The sequence below is a fragment of the Alcanivorax sp. HI0044 genome, from assembly GCF_001634945.1.
In genome coordinates this window covers 1-18,763 of record NZ_LWEZ01000113.1, presented here as the reverse complement: position 1 = coordinate 18,763, position 18,763 = coordinate 1, and the positions used below count along the sequence as shown (strand labels likewise).

The window sequence follows — 18,763 nt, the reverse complement described above, 5'->3', positions numbered from 1 at the left end:
ATGGCGAATATCAAAGAAAGTATGGATGCATTGCTGCAGTCTGATGGTGCCATGTGTACCGCCATTGTTGATGCCAACAGTGGTATGGTGCTGGGCCAGGCGGGTACCGGTCTGGATCTGGAACTGGCAGCGGCGGGTAACACGGAAGTGGTTCGTGCCAAATTGAAAACCATGAAATCTCTGGGGTTGAGCGACAGGATTGAGGATATCCTGATTACTCTGGGTAGCCAGTATCACATTATTCGTCCGGTAGCCTCGAAGGAAGGGCTGTTTATCTATTTGGTGCTGGACAAAAACAAATCGAACCTGGCCCTGGCCCGCCGTAACTGCCAGGAAGTGGAATCCACGCTGTCGTTGTAATCTGCTTTCACCCCGCCATGCCGATCGGGTGGCGGGGTTTTTTTCTTTTCCTTTTTCGTGGCTTAACGGTTTCGTCCGGCGCACCTTCTGGCAGACGGCGGATCGCAGCCTGGCCCCTTCGCGTGCAAGCACGCTCCTACCGCTACTCTGCAGGGCTCAGCCCGGTGTGCTGTTGGCTGTAGCGCCGGGTACTCATTTCAATGACTTTTTCCATCTTGGGGACAGCAATCTGATGCTGCTTGAGAAAGTCTTCTGTGGCCACCGTATCGAAACGTGTGGGTTGAATAAAATGAAGCGCTTCCGGGTAGGTATTCATTAACGCCGGCAGGCCGGGTATGCGTAACAGTGCGGCGAGTACGGGCATGGGAATATAGCCACGGGGTGCGCGCTTGCCCATGTGGGAAGCCGCCTGCGTCAGCAGGGGCTGCAGGTTGGGTGTCTGCCTGTCCAGGGCCAGCAGTTTTTCAGGTACCACGTCGGCAGTGGCGGCCAGGCGGATGATGTCTGCCAGATGGTCCACTGCCACCAGGGGAAGCCAGTGTGCCCGGGTGCCGGGTACCAATGCCAGGCGGCCGCAGGCCAGGTTATCGAGCAGGCTGTATAACGGTTGGCTGTTATCCAGCTCACCGGTATGGCTATTGCCGGCAACGGTGGCGGGCTGGACTTCCACAAAATCGAGTGCGTGCTGTCTGGCAAAGGCACGGGCGCGAATGGCCGCTTCCAGTTTGCTGGCTTCATAGCCGCCAGCCCGCCGGTAAACCTTCGGCCATTCAGTGTGTGATGGGGTGGCGGGATCAATGCCAAGCCGATTCAGGTGCCCGTGATTTTCCAGCATAAAACCGCTGATAAACACCAAACGGCATTGCTGGCGGCGTGCCAGTTCGGCCACGGCCAGGCTTCCCGTTACATTGGTGCGGCGGGCGGTATCGGTATCGAGCCGCCAGGCGAAACGGGCGCCGAGGTGGATGATGGCATCGAGTTTGGGGAGCGCGGTGGTCAGGCCCAGTTCCGGTTGGTCCAGATCGCCGCTGATCGCCTGGAGCAAGTGGCCTTGCCCGCCGAGGCTGTCCACCTGCTGGCGCAGGGTGTCGAGTTGAACCTCGGGTTGTCGCAGCATGGCGACCACGGCGTGGTTATGGCGGGTCAGGCTGGCGCAGACGTGGCGACCAATGAAGCCGGTGGCCCCGGTGATAAAGAAGATCATGGTGATGTCCTTTTCCTGTTTTCAGTGAGGTGCGGAGAAAGCTCATGACTACGCTAAGGTGTAGAGTACGCTCTAAGGTCAACAGGGAATAAGTGAGCCTCCTATGCGCATTGCAGAACTGGAACAGCGGACCGGTGTGAGCCGCCATACCTTGCGGTATTACGAGAAAGAGGGGTTGCTGCTGGAGGTCGGCAGGCGAGGCAATAACTACCGGGATTATTCGGAGAAAGCGGTGCAGCGGGTAGGCATGGTGCGCCAGCTGAAGGCGCTTGGGTTTTCGCTCAAGGAGATCCGCGAGGTGCTGGACGCCCTGCGCAGTGACAGTATCGATTGTGATCAGGGCGCGGCGTTGATGGCCGAGAAAAAAGCCGCGGTGGATCGCAAGATCACGGAACTGAAGGCGGTTAGCCGGATGTTGGGTGAGGAGCAGAAACGCTTGCTTGCCAGTGCCGAGGCGCAGCGGCGGAGCCAGGCCTGCGCAGGGTAAATGTATCGCGCCAGAAGGTTTACTGCTTGTGGGGAAATCGATACTTCTCGTCAATTCTGGTGGTTTTGGTTAGCGTCCTGGTCGGACAAGTGCGGTTTTTTACTGGTGCAGGGACGGCGCGGCCATTAGCGTGATTGCCCATCTGTTTCATCACCTGTGAGGAATGCCCATGAATCGCGCAACGCAAGCCAATCCTTCTGTTCAGGCTGTACCGGGCCTGTCTTTCAGTGCGGCAAAGGCACAGGGGCAAGCGACCGGGGATGAGGCACTGGCCATTTTTGATGCGCTGGAACCGGTGGCCCCGGATTTCATGATCGGTGCCTGGAAAGGCGAAGGGTTTGAAACCGGCCACCCGATGGATGGGGTGCTGGAGCGTTGCCATTGGCACGGCAAGCGTTTCGAGAGCGAAGAGCATGTGCACCCGCTGGTGTTTCGCAAGGTCTCCGGCAAGCTCACCTCGGTGAAGCCGTTACTGACCATGCCCGGGCTGGGGTTGCTGGATCAGATGCCGTTCCTGAATTCGGCGTTTGTGGGCAAGGTGTTCCAGTGGATCTTGCCGTTGCTATCCGGGCGCAAGTCCGCCGCGCGTCTGCGCACCACCACCTACCGGGGGGTGGCCACGGCGACCATGATGTACGACAACCTGCCGATCAACGATGTGTTCCGCAAGGTGGATGACAATACCGTGCTCGGCATCATGGACTTGAAAGGCATGAAGCAGCCGTTTTTCTTTGTGCTGCGTCGCGACGATAACTGAGCCTTTCTGTCAGAATGCCCCCTGAGTAATTTACATGCTGGAGGGGAGAGACCATCTTGGCCGAGTGGGCACCGCAATACAGCAAGGGGGAGCGTATTGTCCGGTTACTGTGCCACGCTGGCTGGGCGGCACCGCTTTTTCTGCTGACTGAATTTTTCTTTTTTCCCTGGTTCGAGCGCTATATGGAAACGGCGCACTGCCATCACTATGGCTCGCTCAATGGCCTGGAACTGGTGATCTACAGCCTCTTTATCGGCTTGCCGCTGGGGTTGGCATTGGTGGTGCTGGCCATTGAAGGGCGGCACAGTTTACAGATATTGCGGCTGGGGCAGTCGCCCTTGCCCGGCGAAAAGGTATTTCGCCCTACCCGCTATGTGTACGGCAATCGCGCCCGCATCAAGCCGGTGATTTTTTTCCTGCTGGTAGTGTTCTTGTGTGGGGTATCGGTGCAGGGATTTGTCTGGGCCAGCGCCACGATTGGCGAGCTGTCGCCGGACGTCAGCCGGTGTCTGATCGTACCTGTCGCTCAGCGATACATGTTCCCGTAGGAGCGTCGCTGGCGGCGCGATTCCATGCGTTGGCTATCGCGCCGCCAGCGACGCTCCTACGGATAGGTGGGGATACCGGGAATTCAGGTTTTCCGCAGGGTGCAGTTCGCCTTAGGCTCAGTGCACCCTATCTGATGGGTTCAATAGCCACTGTCCTCTGCGTCGCCGCTAAGGCGTTCGCGCCGTTCCTGTTCTTCTTCGAAGGCGGCCTTGATCTCTGCCAGCACATCATCCACATCGGCAATGTGCTCGTCGTCGTCCACCTGGCCGGTCAGTTCGCTGTCCGGTGTCAGCTCCCCGCTTTCATACAGGGCCCAGATTTCCTGGCCGTAGCGGCTGCCGCGCAGTGACGGTGCGTATTGGCCGTAATAGCGGGTCATGTTGTCCACATCCCGGTAGAGCATGGCTTCGGCGTTGTTGTTGGCGGCTGCATCCACGGCCTGGGGGAGGTCGATGATGACCGGGCCGTAGTCGTCCACCAGCACATTGAATTCCGACAGATCACCGTGAACCACGCCGGCGCAGAGCATGCGCACGACGTACTGCATCATCAGGGCATGGTCCTCCTCGGCTTGCTCGGCGGACATCACCACCTCGCTTAGCCGGGGAGCCACATCGCCTTCGTCGTCGGTGACCAGTTCCATCAACAGCACGCCTTCGAGCATGTCGTAGGGCTTGGGCACGCGCACCCCGGCGCTGGCAAGCAGGCGCAGGGCATCCACTTCCGCGCTCTGCCAGATTTGCTCCTGCTGTTCGCGGCCAAATTTGGAGCCCTTTTCCATGGCCCGGCTGCGGCGGCTGTTGCGTACCTTGCGCCCTTCCCGGTACTGGGCGGCTTTCTTGAAGTTACGCTTGGCCGCTTCTTTATAGACTTTCGCGCAGCGGATGTCCTGGCCACAGCGGACCACGAAGATATCGGCTTCCTTGCCACTCATCAGACGGCTGATGACCTCATCGACGAGACCGTCGTCGACCAGGGGCTGTAAACGTTGCGGGGTTTTCATGCCGCACTTATACCTTATTTGGCGCGCGGCTTCGCCTGCTTCCTGTGGTTTTCGTGCGGGAACCGGTGTTGGGGGCGACTGGGGCTCATATTGATGTGGCTACAGCATGCGGTTGCCACCGTCGGAGTTTGCTTGCAAACGAACCTCGACACCGGTTCGGTTGCAAGCAGCCTCCTGCAGTATGGCTCAGGCTTTCAACTTGTCGGCCAGGCCGGAGGCGTTGCGAGCGCTGAGGCCGTAGATGGACAGCTGGGGGTTGGCGCCGATGCTGGTGGGGAACACGGAACCATCGATGATGTAGAGCCCGTTCAGGTGCTTGTAGCTGCCGTCGCTGTTGACGGTGCAGCGGCTCTCGTCCTGGCCCATGGTCAGGCCGCCCATCACGTGGGCGCTGCCCAGGCCGGTGATGACCGGGGCATAGTCCAGCTGTGCCACGCCTTCGCGAGCTGCTTTCCAGCTCTTGTAGTAGCCGGCGTGGGAATGGCTGGGGCGAACTTCCTTGGCGCCGGCGGCGAATTGCATTTCCAGCATGCTCAGGTGGGCCCGCTTGGTGCCCTCCAGCAGGTAGTCATTTACCGGGTAATCCAGCAGCGGTTCACCATTGTCACGCAGTTCCACGACGCCACCCAGGTTCTCGTCATGGAAGCCGTCGCGGATCATGGCAATGGAGGCGGCCAGATTGGGCAGACGCTCGATTTCATCCCGTGCCCGTTCACCAAAGCCGCCGATCAAGGCACTGGAGAGGCCCGGGTGCATGGGCATCATTTCCATTTTGTAGCCCGCAGGACCATCCACGCCGTGTTTGAAGGTGAACTCGTCGGAATACATGGACTGGGGGGCGCCGTAATACGGGGCGATTTCCTTGTCGTAGAGGCCGAAGGCAAAACTGGTGGGATGCAGGAAGGTGCGTTTGCCCACCAGACCATTCGGGTCCGGGGCGTCGGAGCGCATCAGCAGTGCCGGGCTCTGGATGCCGCCGCCGGCAGCAATCACGGTTTTCGCTTTCAGGGTCACGGTGGCGCCGGTGGGTACCTTGTCGTCATTCAGCGGCCGCACGCGCACCCCGGTGACGGTGTCACCTTCGATAATCAGGGTGTCCGCCTGGGCGCTGTGGATCAGCGTGGAGCCGTGATCCAGGGCGCCGGGAATGGTGGTGACCAGCATGGATTGCTTGGCGTTGGTGGGGCAGCCCATGCCGCAATAGCCGATGTTCCAGCAGCCGCTCACGTTGCGGGGAATCAGGGCGGAATGCCAGCCCCTGTCGTCGCACCCGCGTTTCATCACATCGTTATTGGCGTTGGGGGGCATGGCCCACTTTTCTACCTTGAGGCGGGTTTCCATTTGCTGGAACCAGGGGTCCAGCTGGGCACGGCTGAGGCCCTGCACGCCGAACTCGTCGTGCCAGTATTGCAGGGTTTCGTGGGGGGTGCGGAAACAGCTGGTCCAGTTGACCACGGTGGTGCCGCCCACGGTGCGCCCCTGCAGGATGGTCATCCCGGCATCCTTGGTGGCGCGCAGAGCGCCTTCCTGGTACAGGTCGCGATAGGCCTGGCCTTCGTCGAGGGAGAAATCCTGGTTGGTCATCAGCTTTCCGGCCTCGATGAGCAGCACTTTGAGGCCGCGCTTGGCGAGGATTTCCGCGCTGACGCCGCCGCCGGCGCCGGTGCCGATGATGGCCACGTCGGCTTCCAGGGTGCGGTCGGAGGAAACGGTGCGGCCATCAATGACGTCCCAGCCGCTCTCCTGGCCGATCTTCCACGGATCCTTGATGCCCTTGATATTGAGTTTTGACAGGTCCTGCATGGCGTTGTCCTTTTATTCTTGACTGGCTGGTGCAGTAGAGGTGAAAGCCGGATGCTCAGGCGATAACGTTCTGCGGCGGCCCCGGATAACCGGTGCTGCGTGCCGCCTGGGGTTTCACATACCAGGCCATGAACATCGGCTGGGTCAGCCCTTTGAAAACCATGCGAGACAGGCCCCGCTCACTGGCGGACCACTGGGTCAGTGTCTGTTGCAGTTCTGCTTCGCTCTGCTCAGCAAAGCTGGCCCAGGTGCCGGTGATATACCAGCGGGCTGCGCCGAGCTGCATCAGGTCGAGAACTTCAAGCACGGCGGCACGGGTGCCGGGCATGCCGCCTTCGAGCAGGTCGTCAAAGGCTTTCATGCCGTCTTTGGCGGTGGCGCCGACGGCGGTCAGGGCCGGGCCCAGTACCGCGCCGACCAGTGGGGTCAGCAGGTCTACGTCCTGCTGGCGAAAATGGCGGTAGCCCGCAGCGGGGCCATCGTTGCTGGAGCAGCCGGTCAGCAAGGCAAGGCTGGAACCGGCGGCAAGCATGGCGCTGCCGGCAGCGCTCAGCTTGAGAAAGCTGCGGCGGTTAATTCCCTGGTCCATAGCGCACTCTTCTTTTTTTGAGTTGAAAGTAGCAAGTTGAAAGTTACAACGCGGTTGAGGTTGTTGAGTCTTGTAATGTCTGGCCCGCGATTAACGGTAATGGCGCGGGTGTGGTCGTCCCAGGACAAAGACCTTTCCCGCGCTTTTAAACTTTATACTTTGAACTTGAAACTGATCATTTCAGCATGAATTTGTCGATCATCTTGTGCATGCCACGGCCATAAGGCGGCAGGATAAACTTGGTGGCGTTGAACTTGCCCTTCTTGTAGATGCCCTTGGCCTTGGAGAAGGTCTTGAAGCCTTCCGGGCCGTGGTAGGCACCCATGCCGGATGGGCCGATGCCACCGAAGGGAATGTCGTCCACGCCCACGTGGGAGATGGTGTCGTTCAGGCAGACGCCGCCGGAGTGAGTGCTCTTGAGGACGTGGTCGCCGTTGGCCTGGTTCCAGTCGAAGTAGTACAGGGCCAGCGGACGGGGGCGCTCGTTCACGTAATCGATGGCGTCGTCCAGGGTTTTGTAAGGCACCACGATCATCAGCGGGCCGAAGATTTCGTCATGGCTGATCTGCATATCGTCGGTGGCATTGAGCACCATGGTGTGGGGCAGTTTCTGGCTGCCGCTGAAGTCTTCATTGGCCGGGTTGATCTCAATCACCTCGGCGCCCTTCTCGCGGGCTTCGCTGACGTAGCCTTGCAGCCGTTTGAGCTGGCGCTCGTTAACGATGGCCGTGTAGTCCGGGTTGTTCACCATGGTGGGGTAGGACTGCTTCACCTGGGCGGTCCAGGCGTCCACAAATTCGCGCACCCGGTTCTCCGGGCAGAGGATGTAGTCCGGGGCCACACAGGTCTGGCCGGAGTTCATGCACTTGCCGAAGGCAATTCGCTCGGCCACATCCTTCATGGGGAAGTCCTGACCGATGATGCAGGGGCTCTTGCCGCCCAGCTCCAGCGTCACCGGAGTCAGGTTGTTGGCGGCGGCACGCATGATGTGCTTGCCCACGGCGGTGGAGCCGGTGAACAGCATGTGATCAAAGGGCATTTCGGAGAAAGCCTGGGCCACATCCACTTCGCCGTTGACCACGGCCACCTGCTCTTCCGGAAACGCCTCGCTGACCAGTTTTTCCAGCAGGGCGCCGGTGCGCGGAGTGGCTTCACTCATTTTCACCATCACCCGGTTGCCGGCGGCCAGCGCGGTGAGCATGGGCACGAGGGCCAGCTGAATCGGATAGTTCCAGGGCACGATAATGCCCACCACGCCCAGCGGCTGGTATTCCACCCAGGTTTTGCCGGGCCAACTCAGGGCGCTGACACTGCGTTTTTCTGCCTTCATCCACTTGCGCAGCTTCTTGCTGTTGTACTTGAGTGCTTCCAGGCTGAGCATAATCTCAGCCAGCTTGGTTTCGTCTGCAGCGCGGTTGGAAAAATCGTTGCTGACCGCTTCGACCCAGGCATCGATGTTATCCAGCAGCAGCGGCTTGAAACGGCCCATCAGCTCGATGCGCTGTTCGGCGCTGGGGTAAGGGTGCTGGCGGAACGCGGCCTTCTGGGCATCAAAGATGCGGTGCATGCGTTCGATAGCTGTATTGTTGCGTTGCAGTTCTTTGACTTCGGCGACCATGGTCACTTGCCTCCCGAGGCTTTTTTTATCCTGAGTCCGCGACTTCCTCGCGGCGTCTGACGCAAGCCTTTGCCGCCACAGAAAGTTTTCTTCAGTCGATCGCATTCCCTGATGCGACGCTTCTTCAGAAAATCCCCTGTGACAGCAAATTCTTACGCCATCCATCCACGCTGAAATCGCGGCTTCAGGATTATGTATGATGACAAGACCGGCAGTGCTGATTGCCGATCAAAAATTAACCTTGAGTCTGATTTTTAGAGTAATTACTCTAGGAGTCAACCTGCGGTAATGAAATCACAACATTTGGCCTACAATGACCAGCACCAAGGAACGGATCCTCAACACCAGCCTCGCCCTCTTCAACCGGCAGGGTGAACGTAATGTGACCACCAATCACATCGCCGAGGCCCTGGGCATCAGCCCGGGCAATCTCTACTACCACTTCCGGAACAAGGGCACGATTGTGGCGGCGCTGTTCGAGCGCTATAGCCAGCACTTGCTGACCCTTCTGGAAGCCCCCCAGGGGCCGCTGACCTGGACCATCAAGACCTACTATTTCGAGGGGTTGCTGGCGTCCATGTGGCAGTACCGGTTCTTCCATCGCGATCTGACCCACTTCCTGCACGCCGATGCGGAGCTGGCCGCCCGCTATCAGGCCTTTGTGGAAATCGTACTGGAACGGGGGCGGGTGATTTACGGTGAACTGCGCGGCAGCGGCATTATCGACGTGGATGATGAGCAGCTACAGGGACTGATGGTGAATACCTGGGTATTGATGTCCTCCTGGGCATCGCTGGTCCATGGCCTGCGCCCGGACGCGGCGGCGGATGAAGCCCTGGACGAATCCCTGATGCGTCACGGCGTTTACCAGATCATCTGCCTGGAAGAGCCCTTCCTGCGCGGCGAGGCCCGTGAGCACCTGGAAGAAATGAAGGCCCGCTACCGGGCGGCGAATAATACCTCGACCCTGCTGCTCGGCCATGTGCCGGGGCTGGACAGAACCGGCAGCGAATAGCTGCCCTTCCATCTGCCACTGCCAAAAACGGTTTTACCACAAAGGGCACAGAGCTCACGGAGGAAAACCCTCTTTTCTCGGTGTGCTCTCGGCCCTTCGTGGTGACGACGCAGGGTCATCGCCCTTTTCCCAATACATCCCACCAACCCTCCTTTCAAACGCAGGCGTTGATAACCGGTGGCTGTTTCCCTCTATGGGGCGCTGCTTGTACTTGGGCTGGATCCGATTCTCAATAATTCTGTCTTTATGGTCAGTGTTATTGGGTCAGGGAAAAGAAGAGGTCAACATATTGAATCATGCGTAAACCGACCGGTTTGTAACTGACTGACTTTTCTGTTTTTATCTTTCGATATGCAAATTTGTATTTTGTTATATGAAGCCGGCGCGTTCATTGGATATTCGAGCCGGCTTCCTAATAACTGTTAGGTGCACTCAAGTGTTGAGAGTACGAATGTGACAAGTTCCTTTAAGAGGAAAGTCTTAGACCCCGGGGCCCGCGTGAATCCATTTGTCGCGATGGCCGAAGCTGGGGTGACGCCAGAACAGATAAAGGCGTTCATTGTGGAGGTCTTAAAACCGTATTTCTCAAGCCTAGAGCGGTTGGAGGAACTCGCTGTGGACGTACTTGCTCCACAAGCGATTAATTTGGTTCGGCTTAAAGAAAATTCTTGGGCGCTGCACGCATTCAACCATGTGCTGGAAATTTATCGGCATGCATCAGAACTCAATCCCCAAGCTTGCTACCAGCTTTGTGCCGCATCGGAACCTGCTATTGCAGAAAGTCTATCTGAGTATTGGAGTAGCCTATATTTTGAGGAGCCAAAGGATGATCTTGACCTACATGACTTTAAGTACGAAGTATTTCGAAATATTGGAGCTCTGATTGAGGCAAATGTTCAGCCTCTTCTCCGCGATGTTTTGGCTCAGGTGCGCATCATTCGTGGAAAGAATCCACGTTTTGATGACATCAAAAAATTGAAGCTCGGGAATATTGTGGATGAGTTATCCCGGACAGCGGGCGTTCCGGATCTCTTCGCGCCGCCCCCTTGGGGTGTCAGGCTAAATCAATGGAGAAATATAGCGCAGCACCATAGATCCCGGGTTCAGGGGAAACGCATTATAGGTGTCTTTGGAGAACCCCCGAACGAATCAGAAGTTGCATTTTCTCGCGAAGAGCTATTTTCGGTAGTAATCTGCCTTTTCTCGGTGTTTCAAGCGCTCAGTATCGCTAGAACGCTGTTTTTCTTTGATCGCTGGGAAAATATCAAACCGTACCTTCGAGAAACGGAGGTCCGCTCAGATGTTCACATGATGACGTTTGTTTCTGGAGTTAGCACGCAGGGGTTTAGGGTCATTGAGTTATCGCAGAATGACTCATCGGCAAGAACAACTGTACTCGACCTTCACGAAACCACCCAACAGCGGCTCATTCATGCGAGCCATCTTCTTATTCCCTTATGGCGAAGCTCAAAGGCGAGGTTGGTTGAACTACGATATCTGACGAGTTCCAAAGAGCATAAAATGACCTTCTGCACTACGGGCGAAGCATGTCAACGCCTTGATGCTGAAGAAATCTCCATTGAAGAGTATCTTGATCATGTGACTTTCAAGAAGGTGGACGATGGGAGTCCAGAATCAACAAGCACCTAACCAGGCCAGGCACGGCGACGGCTTTTCCGTTGCGGCTTCGCCTCCACTACAAAGCCGCGCGTGCTGGCGGCGTTAATGGATTCGGGGGTGATCACCTTTGAAACTTGAAGGTCCGTATGCATACCAGGTCTCAGTGGATGGAGACGATAGCTATTCTGTTCTGAGTGCAGAGGGAAGGCGTACCTTTTTGGCGCCAGTTACTACTCGAGGTCCCAAGCTTTATGTGTTTTCCCACAGCAGCTCACTTATCTATATTGGGCAGACCGTTCAGGGAATGAGCGCACGCATGCGGCTTGGTTTTAAAGCAGACGGCACAGGAGGATATTGGGGGTATCGCTGGAGGAAGGAACTGGCTGAGGCCTCTCTTCATATCTGGGTTCTAAACGAATGTCCTGAAGAGGAAGAATTCTATGCTTTGGAGTGCATAGAGTCTGAAGTTGTTTACTTGTATCGGTCGGAATTCAACCAGTGGCCCAAATTTCAAACAGAGATTCACTTTCACGAATCAGAAGGGAATCACAGGGCCCTGGCGAGGGAAATTTTTAACGGCTTCAACAAAGAGGCCATTAACAAGGCAATGCACGCGACAAGCGCGTGATTGCGGCGTTAGCCCCGTGAGAGAGCATATGTTCGAGAGCCTAGAACAAGATAGTAAATTACGGGGGAAGGTGGTTCTGGCCCTTCAAAAAGCTATTGTTGAAACTTTTGATGCCGCAGATTGGAAAGAGGTCGGATATAAGGCTGGGCAAATCGATTACATCCGAGGGCATTCTCGTTTATTGCGCAGCCTTTCTTGGGGTGACGACGATTACGGCTCCTGTGTATTTCAGGCTATCGAGTTTCTGTTAAACGATGATGTCGAAGATTTGCAATGTTTTCTCGAAAACGAGAAAGCTGCGGACTGGCTTTGGAGCAATCACTCGGCACTAATGCGTGAAATTGGACTAAAACCAGAGGGCTTGGCTCCAACGTTTGTGCCACCAACTCTCTCTGCCAGAGATGTTGTTGAGAGAGCGCTTAAAGATACTGAGGCATTGCTAGCGACATCAGGCGCCACGAGCGGAGTTGATAGGGTGCATACCGCGCTACATGGCTACTTCCTTAGCCAGTGTGAAGCGGCGGGAATCACTGTGGATAAGGATGCTACGATTACCTCGCTATATAAGGCTCTTCGGAAATCCCATCCAAGTTTGAATAGTGGCGGTCACTGGTCAGCGGAAATTGACCGAATCTTAAAGTCCTTCTCTTCAGTTTTAGATACGCTGAATCAGCTGAGAAACCACGCGAGTGTGGCCCATGCAAATGAAAATCTGCTTTCGGAGGCAGATGCGGAGCTCGTATGCAATGCAAGCAGAACGATTCTGCATTACTTGGACAGCAAACTTCAGTGAAAAGGGCTAACAATCGCAGTCACGGCTACGTCTTTTCCATTGCGGCTTCGCCTCCATTCCAAAGCCGCGCGTGCTGCGGGCGTTATGCCTACAACTAAACGAGATATAAATAATGTCAGATAGCACATCAGCGCTTGCCATTGCGGTCCCGGGAGTCGTTGCGCTAGCGAGTTTATTGGTTCAAGCCTATAACATAAGGCAGCAACGCAATACGGAACTAGCGAAAATGTTTTACGAAGATCGGATCGCATCTTTGAGTTCTTTAACAAGAAGTGTATCTGAAATTCTTAAGAGTGCTGAATCTGCGATAAAATATCGGGATACATTAAAACTACCTTTTGATCAACTATGGCATAATTCGAACGGAAAAGTTCCTGCGGAAATTCACCAGGGTTTCCAGGCTGCTATTTACGGTGCCACTGTAATGGGATCCAAAAAATTTAAAGATGAAGTTGACAACAATTTGATCTTTTATCCTGATCAAATACAGAAGAAAATATCGAAATTTGCTTCTGAGTATTTTGATAAAATACCAGATCCTTTGCGCCCTGAATCTATAGACAGATTTCTTGAGAGTAGTATTCCCGTAATCCGAAAACACAGAGACTCTATAGTTAACGAGTCGCAGAAAATAATGGAATTAAAGGTATAGCAAAGCGCTGTTTTTGACTCGCGGCTACGCCGCTCGGCAAAAAGCTTGGCGTTATGTTTCGTAGCGACCTTTGGGGTCAGGTCTTTCATCGTTCATTCGAGTGCACGATGAAAGACCTGACCCTCAATGTTCTTTTGGCAACTGAAGAAAAGCGTTAAACGTTCTTTGAATGATTAGGCTATGAACGAGAACAAATATGGATATAGAAAATAATTTAGTTGAAATATTTCGAAGCCGATCAGCAGGGCCTTTTCTTTTTTTGGGGTCTGGATTTTCTAGGAGATATTTGGGGCTGGAGGACTGGAAGGGGCTGCTTAGCAAGTTTTGCGTGACAGGGAAGCCATTCGAATATTATCTGTCCTCCGCGAATGGGAATTATCCAAAAGTAGCCGCTCTATTAGCAAAAGACTTCAATGAACATTGGTGGGCTGCGCCAGAATATGAGAAAAGTGTGGAGCGCTTTAAATCAAAAATTAAAGATGAGACATCTGCGCTTCGCATAGAGGTTTGTAACTACTTGGCTACTCTAGATCAGTCTAAAGCAAAAGAGTCTGATTATTCTGAAGAGGTTAAATTGCTAGCCAACTTGAATGTCGATGGCGTTATTACAACCAATTGGGATATGTTTATTGAGCAACTTTTCCCGGAGTATAAAACGTATATCGGACAAGAAGAGTTATTGTTTTCAAATCCTCAGGAAATAGGTGAGATATACAAGATTCACGGGTGTTCAACTAACTCAGATTCATTGGTTCTTACTGATTCTGATTATAATTCTTTTGACCAAAAGAACACCTACTTGGCAGCAAAATTAATAACTTTGTTTGTTGAGCATCCCGTTGTATTTATTGGGTATTCAATTTCGGATGAAAATATTAGCAGTTTGTTAAAGGCAATATCTGGCTGCATTGGGAAAGATAATATTGAGCAGCTGAGGAAAAACCTGATTTTCGTCCAGCGATTGTCCGCAGGAGAAGAGCCAAACATATCGGACACTTATTTAACTATTGATGGAATACAGATACCATTAGTGTTAGTTAAAACTAACGACTTCCTTCCAGTTTATAAAGCAATTCATTCCACCAAAAGGAAAATTCCTGCCAGAGTATTGCGTTATTGCAAAGAGCAGCTATACGAACTGGTGCAATCTTCAGAACCAGAGAAGAAAATTTGCGTTGTTGACATAGATGAAATTGAAACAAAAGATGATGTAGAGTTTTTAGTCGGTGTTGGGGTTGCTCAACAAGATTTTGTAGGGCCGTCACCAATCGGCTATGCGAGCGTTAGTAAAAATGAATTGTTTGAAGATTTGCTGCATGAGAATAAAGGCTACGATTGTGAGCAAATTCTAAAGCATGTTGCTCCAAAAGCATGTAAGTCAACACCTAATATTCCGGTGTTTATGTACCTAAATAAGTTGGGTATTGCTAGTGAGGAAGCTTATAGGGAAAGCGGCTATCAGATAGATAAGGTTGTATTTCGCGATGTCAAAAAGTTGAGGATGGATACATACAAAAAGCCTTATTTTAGAAACTATCGCCACATGAATATGGATCAAATTATTGAAGCTTGCACTCCCGAAAATGCCGCTGCTTACATTCCATTTCTAAGCGCAGAAAAAATTGATACTGAAACCCTTCGTCAGTTTTTAATTGATAACGAAGAAAAGTTTGATTATGGAGTATCAAACTATGCAAGTAGTTTTAGAAAGCTTGCTGCACTTTATGATAGATTGAAGTGGGGATGGTGACGCTTAACAAGTCAAGGAGCAGGGCACGGGGTCAGACCTCACATTTCACTGGCCTCCATGGCATCCTGGCATGACCCCATGTTGTTATTGGCCTCAGTGCCTCCCTGCCCCCTCTCTGCCGAGAACCATACCTGTCAGCGAAACCCGAACCCCTGCACAAACGCCAGTAGTCGTTGTTCCAGCCAATAGCGCTGGCTTTTGTCTCCCACAAAGCCCACATGGCCACCGTAATCGCTGACTTCCAGTGTCACTGCGGGCCCCAGTTCTTCCTGGTGCGGCAGGGTTTGCGGTGTCATGAAGGGGTCGTCGCGGTTTTGCAGCATCAGCGTGGGGGTGCGGATCTGTAGCAGCTTGGGGCCGGCGGAGCATTGTGCGTAATAGTGGTAGGCGCTACGGAAACCGTACAGCGGCGCGATGATCTGGTCGTCGTAACGCCAAAATGAGCGGATGCCGCTCATGTTCAGGCGATGCAGGCGTTTGGCTTCCGGGGGATTCACCTTGTCCAGGTGGGTTTTCTGAACGGCAAAATTGCCCAGCAAGGTTTTCAGCAGGTGCTGGCGGTACAGTTTCGACAGGCCCTGATCCAGCCGGTTGGCGCAGATGTCCAGCCGCAGTGGAGAGCAGACTGTGGCCACGGCACTCAGGTCGCCATTGTCCCGGTGGGCCAACCAGTTCAGCAGGCGGCTGCCGCCGAGTGAAACGCCAATGGCAATGCGATGCCCGGTGGGATTTTCATGGAACACATGCTTGATGACCGCATCCACATCGTCCACTTCCCCGGCGTGGTAGCACAGGGCGGTGTCGTTGGGTTTCTTGGCACCCCGGCTGTTGATGGCCACGGAACGAATGCCCGCCTCGGCCAGCACCTTCTGCATGCCGCGCATGTAATGGGAGTCGCTGCAGCCGGACAGCCCATGGAGTAACAGCACGGTGAGTTGCCCGGGGCGACTTTCCGGCCCGGCCCAGTCCAGCAGCAGATAATCACCGTCCTTCAGGTTCAGCCGTTCACTGCGCCGTTCTACCTCGGGCAGGCTACGGCCCATGGGCCCCCACAGGGTTTGCAGGTGCGGGTTGCGTAGCCATAGCGGTGGTCGAAATGCGGACCGTACGATCTCGCCCATAGGCAGGGTCTCATCCAGTGGTCAGGAAAAATCACGCCTGAGGCGCGGCGTACGTATGGTAGCCTTTTGTTTTTCCCGCTGGCAGCTATTCGTGATGGAGATTCCATGCCGCGCCGTTTTTTTGATGATCAGGATTTTCACTCCGGACAGGCCGTAGCGTTGGGCGCCAGCGCCAGCCACCACATTGGCAAGGTGTTGCGTATGGCGGTGGGCGAGGAACTGGTGGTTTTTAACGGCCGCGGGGGGGAATGGCTGGCGCGCATAACGGCCATCAACAAAAAAGCGGTCACCATTGAGCCGCAGCGCTTTGCCGATGAAGACCGCACCGCCCCGCTGGCGGTGACGGTGGCGCTGCCGATGATCAAGGGTGAGCGTATGGATTATGCGATCCAGAAAGCCACCGAGCTGGGCGCCCGTTCCCTGGTGATTCTGGATACCGAACGCTGTGAAGTGCGCCTTAAGGGCGAGCGGCAGGATAAAAAGCTGGGGCATTGGCAGCAGGTGGCGATCAGCGCCTGTGAGCAGTGCGGCCTGAACCGGGTGCCGCAGATCACCGGTGTGAGGTCGCTCAAGGATTGGTTGAGCGGGGATCTGCCAGGCTTGCGACTGATTGCCCACCCGGGGAAAAATCCGTTCTCCCCCGCTGCCCTGAAAGGCGTAGCGGAACTGGCCCTGCTCACCGGCCCGGAAGGCGGTTTTTCCGATGACGAATTGCGCGCGGCAGAGGAAAACGGTTTTGTCGCCTTTGCCCTGGGTAACCGGGTATTGCGGGCGGAAACCGCACCGGTGGCGTTACTGGCCGCGCTGTGGGCGTGGCATGGCCGCTAGGAGAAAGGGCCGGAGAGCGCGTCGTCGCCGCACTGCCGGCGGAACATCAGGCATCGCTACAGCGCTGATTGGCGTTGCCGGATTTGCATTGCTGCTGGGGCTTTATGCTCGCCACGATCCCCTGTTGCCCTGGCTGGCGGCAGTGTATGCCGGGCTCTCGGTGTTCACGCTGGGGTTGTATGCCTGGGATAAGCGTGCGGCGGTGCATGCCCGGTCGCGCATTCCCGAGCAAAGCCTGCATCTGTTATCGCTGGCAGGAGGCTGGCCTGGGGGCATGTTGGCCCGCCCCCTGTTTCGCCATAAAACCCGCAAGCAACCGTTTACCGGCATTTTCTGGTGCACGGTGCTGCTGAACATGGCAATGGTGGCTGCGTTGCTGTGGTAGCGGCGGGCTGTATAGACAATAACGAAAAAGGGAGAACACAATGCCGTTAACCAGCCCGATAATTACACCGGTGGTGGTCCTGGTCGCCTGGTCCATGGTCATGTGGCTATGGATGTACATCACCCGCCTGCCGGCCATGAAAGCGGCCAACATGAAGCCGGACCCGAATGCCCCACGCGGTGAACAGATGAGCACCCTGCCCGCTCGTGTGCGCTGGAAGGCGGATAACTACAATCACCTGATGGAACAGCCCACGGCGTTTTATGCCGTGGCCCTGTCGCTGGCACTGCTTGGCCAGGGTGATGGCATCAACCTGAAGTTGGCCTGGGCCTATGTGGGTATCCGCGTGGTGCATTCGCTCCTGCAGGCGCTGATCAACAAGATTGAGCTGCGCTTTGTGTTGTTTGCCCTGTCGTCACTGGCCCTGATTGGGTTAACCGTGAATGCGTTGCGCGCCGTGTTCTGATGGCCTTTGATACTGATCTGGCGTTGCGGGTGCGCGAAGGCCTGCGCACTGTCAGTGGTGCCCTGCCCGATGAAAAGCGCATGTTCGGTGGCCTCTGTTTCATGATCGCCGGCAACATGTGTTGCGGCATTCTGGGTGACCGCCTGATGGCCCGGGTCGGGCCGCAGTCCCATGAACGGTTGTCCGCTGAGCCTGGCGCCGGCGAGATGGATTTCACCGGCCGGCCCATTAACAGGCTGTTGAAAAGCCCTTTACGTACTCAGCGTGGCCTGAAGGGGGCAGCTGTTGTGTTTTGTCGCGACGGACAGGGTGGCTCCCTTTCCTAGCGACAAAGCGCAGCAGATGGGCCCTTCAGGCCGCGCCCTCCGGGTCTTCCAGGCTGGCCCGCACTCGTTGTTGCAATGTCTCGATGGGTGGACACACACCGTCAACATTGCGCCTAGATTGCGAACCAGCCTGAAAGACTGAGCATGCAAAGGGCTTTTCAACAGCCTGTTAGGGCATGCTGATGATTGACGCGGATACGGTAGCCGAGGACGCTGCGCTACAACGCTGGCTGACTCACTGCTTTGCTTTTTTGCGTACCCTGCCACCCAAATAAATCATTCAGGAATGACCATGCTGCAAATCGGGATTGTGATCTACGATGATGCCGAAGTACTGGATTTTGCCGGTCCTTTTGAAGTGTTCTCTACCGCCGCCCGGCTCTGTGATAGCCCGCCCTGGCAGGTGTCTTTGATCAGTGAAAATCCTGAGGTGATGGCGAGAGGTGGCTTCCCGGTGAAAAGTCACTTCACCTTCGCCGATCATCCGCCGCTGGATGTATTACTGGTCAGTGGAGGGGTACATACCGCTGTCATGGAAAATTCCGTGTTACTGACAGCCCTGCGCGAGGCCGGCCACGGCGCCCGCTGGGTAACGTCGGTCTGTACGGGTGCCTTTCTACTGGCAGAGGCCGGGCTGCTCACCGATCAGCGGGTAACCACCCACTGGGAAGATATCGCTGACCTGCGCCATGGTTTCCCGGCGCTGGATGTGCAGGAAAAAATCCGCTGGGTAGAGGATGGTAACCGTCTCACGTCGGCGGGTATTTCCGCCGGTATCGATATGAGCCTGCATCTGGTGGAAAGACTGC

The 18,763-nt window shown here is 55.3% G+C and carries 21 protein-coding genes; 15 read left to right on the top strand and 6 right to left on the bottom strand.

Annotation, left to right across the window (positions count from 1 at the left end):
* Window positions 1–360: a hypothetical protein gene (locus A3730_RS01375; protein WP_063519700.1), complete on the top strand. Its 360-nt coding sequence runs from the start codon at window positions 1–3 to the stop codon at window positions 358–360.
* 142 nt (window positions 361–502) lie between these two features.
* Here the strand turns inward: A3730_RS01375 and A3730_RS01370 are convergent, their stop codons facing one another.
* On the bottom strand, window positions 503–1,564 hold the full coding sequence (locus A3730_RS01370; protein ID WP_063519701.1) for an SDR family oxidoreductase: 1,062 nt from the start codon (window positions 1,562–1,564) through the stop codon (window positions 503–505).
* A 103-nt stretch (window positions 1,565–1,667) separates the two neighbouring features.
* Here A3730_RS01370 and A3730_RS01365 point away from each other — a divergent pair, with 103 nt between their 5' ends.
* From A3730_RS01365 to A3730_RS01355, 3 genes are all read left to right on the top strand, one after another.
* Window positions 1,668–2,051, top strand: coding sequence for a MerR family transcriptional regulator (locus A3730_RS01365; protein ID WP_063519702.1), 384 nt, complete (start codon window positions 1,668–1,670; stop codon window positions 2,049–2,051).
* Window positions 2,052–2,220: 169 nt separating this feature from the next.
* Window positions 2,221–2,808 (top strand): DUF4334 domain-containing protein, encoded by a 588-nt coding sequence (locus A3730_RS01360; RefSeq protein ID WP_231883801.1) that lies wholly within the window; start codon window positions 2,221–2,223, stop codon window positions 2,806–2,808.
* A 56-nt stretch (window positions 2,809–2,864) separates the two neighbouring features.
* A complete protein-coding gene (locus A3730_RS01355) occupies window positions 2,865–3,356 on the top strand; it encodes a hypothetical protein (protein WP_063520298.1) in 492 nt (163 codons plus the stop codon).
* Between the two features lie 140 nt (window positions 3,357–3,496).
* On the opposite strand, the gene A3730_RS01350 is transcribed toward A3730_RS01355, so the two are convergent.
* The 4 genes from A3730_RS01350 to A3730_RS01335 form a co-directional block, all read right to left on the bottom strand.
* On the bottom strand, window positions 3,497–4,360 hold the full coding sequence (locus A3730_RS01350; RefSeq protein ID WP_063520297.1) for a PA4780 family RIO1-like protein kinase: 864 nt from the start codon (window positions 4,358–4,360) through the stop codon (window positions 3,497–3,499).
* Between the two features lie 186 nt (window positions 4,361–4,546).
* On the bottom strand, window positions 4,547–6,163 hold the full coding sequence (locus A3730_RS01345) for a GMC family oxidoreductase (RefSeq protein WP_063520296.1): 1,617 nt from the start codon (window positions 6,161–6,163) through the stop codon (window positions 4,547–4,549).
* Between the two features lie 55 nt (window positions 6,164–6,218).
* Window positions 6,219–6,752, bottom strand: coding sequence for a twin-arginine translocation signal domain-containing protein (locus A3730_RS01340; protein WP_063518825.1), 534 nt, complete (start codon window positions 6,750–6,752; stop codon window positions 6,219–6,221).
* A 175-nt stretch (window positions 6,753–6,927) separates the two neighbouring features.
* Window positions 6,928–8,370 carry a coniferyl aldehyde dehydrogenase gene (locus tag A3730_RS01335; RefSeq protein ID WP_063520300.1) on the bottom strand — a complete coding sequence of 481 codons (1,443 nt, stop codon included), beginning with the start codon at window positions 8,368–8,370 and terminating at the stop codon, window positions 6,928–6,930.
* Between the two features lie 313 nt (window positions 8,371–8,683).
* Between A3730_RS01335 and A3730_RS01330 the strand changes: the two genes are divergently transcribed.
* From A3730_RS01330 to A3730_RS01305, 6 genes are all read left to right on the top strand, one after another.
* The gene (locus tag A3730_RS01330) at window positions 8,684–9,385 is read left to right on the top strand and encodes a TetR/AcrR family transcriptional regulator (RefSeq protein WP_063520295.1); all 702 of its coding nucleotides are present in this window, start codon (window positions 8,684–8,686) and stop codon (window positions 9,383–9,385) included.
* 498 nt (window positions 9,386–9,883) lie between these two features.
* On the top strand, window positions 9,884–11,035 hold the full coding sequence (locus A3730_RS01325) for a hypothetical protein (protein ID WP_156497006.1): 1,152 nt from the start codon (window positions 9,884–9,886) through the stop codon (window positions 11,033–11,035).
* A 187-nt stretch (window positions 11,036–11,222) separates the two neighbouring features.
* Window positions 11,223–11,633, top strand: coding sequence for a hypothetical protein (locus tag A3730_RS30125; protein WP_197477215.1), 411 nt, complete (start codon window positions 11,223–11,225; stop codon window positions 11,631–11,633).
* A 28-nt stretch (window positions 11,634–11,661) separates the two neighbouring features.
* Window positions 11,662–12,426 carry an abortive infection family protein gene (locus tag A3730_RS01315; RefSeq protein ID WP_063520292.1) on the top strand — a complete coding sequence of 255 codons (765 nt, stop codon included), beginning with the start codon at window positions 11,662–11,664 and terminating at the stop codon, window positions 12,424–12,426.
* A 112-nt stretch (window positions 12,427–12,538) separates the two neighbouring features.
* Window positions 12,539–13,078, top strand: a complete 540-nt coding sequence (locus tag A3730_RS01310; protein ID WP_156497005.1) for a hypothetical protein — start codon at window positions 12,539–12,541, stop codon at window positions 13,076–13,078.
* A 196-nt stretch (window positions 13,079–13,274) separates the two neighbouring features.
* Window positions 13,275–14,828 (top strand): SIR2 family protein, encoded by a 1,554-nt coding sequence (locus tag A3730_RS01305; RefSeq protein ID WP_063537311.1) that lies wholly within the window; start codon window positions 13,275–13,277, stop codon window positions 14,826–14,828.
* A gap of 134 nt (window positions 14,829–14,962) precedes the next feature.
* Here the strand turns inward: A3730_RS01305 and A3730_RS01300 are convergent, their stop codons facing one another.
* The gene (locus tag A3730_RS01300) at window positions 14,963–15,949 is read right to left on the bottom strand and encodes a YheT family hydrolase (RefSeq protein ID WP_063519784.1); all 987 of its coding nucleotides are present in this window, start codon (window positions 15,947–15,949) and stop codon (window positions 14,963–14,965) included.
* Window positions 15,950–16,054: 105 nt separating this feature from the next.
* On the opposite strand from A3730_RS01300, the gene A3730_RS01295 reads away from it, so the two are divergent.
* The 5 genes from A3730_RS01295 to A3730_RS01275 all read left to right on the top strand — a co-directional run.
* Entirely contained in the window at window positions 16,055–16,777 is a 723-nt protein-coding gene (locus tag A3730_RS01295) for a 16S rRNA (uracil(1498)-N(3))-methyltransferase (protein ID WP_063521289.1), read from the top strand.
* The gene (locus tag A3730_RS01290) at window positions 16,767–17,162 is read left to right on the top strand and encodes a DUF1294 domain-containing protein (RefSeq protein ID WP_082872215.1); all 396 of its coding nucleotides are present in this window, start codon (window positions 16,767–16,769) and stop codon (window positions 17,160–17,162) included. Before A3730_RS01295 ends, A3730_RS01290 begins: the two co-directional genes overlap by 11 nt.
* A 40-nt stretch (window positions 17,163–17,202) precedes the next feature.
* The gene (locus tag A3730_RS01285) at window positions 17,203–17,628 is read left to right on the top strand and encodes an MAPEG family protein (protein WP_063518767.1); all 426 of its coding nucleotides are present in this window, start codon (window positions 17,203–17,205) and stop codon (window positions 17,626–17,628) included.
* Window positions 17,628–17,954, top strand: a complete 327-nt coding sequence (locus A3730_RS01280; protein ID WP_082872214.1) for a TfoX/Sxy family protein — start codon at window positions 17,628–17,630, stop codon at window positions 17,952–17,954. The genes A3730_RS01285 and A3730_RS01280 overlap by 1 nt, the downstream gene beginning before the upstream one ends.
* Window positions 17,955–18,246: 292 nt before the next feature.
* A partial coding sequence (locus tag A3730_RS01275; protein WP_063537309.1) for a DJ-1/PfpI family protein occupies window positions 18,247–18,763 on the top strand: 517 nt, incomplete at its 3' end.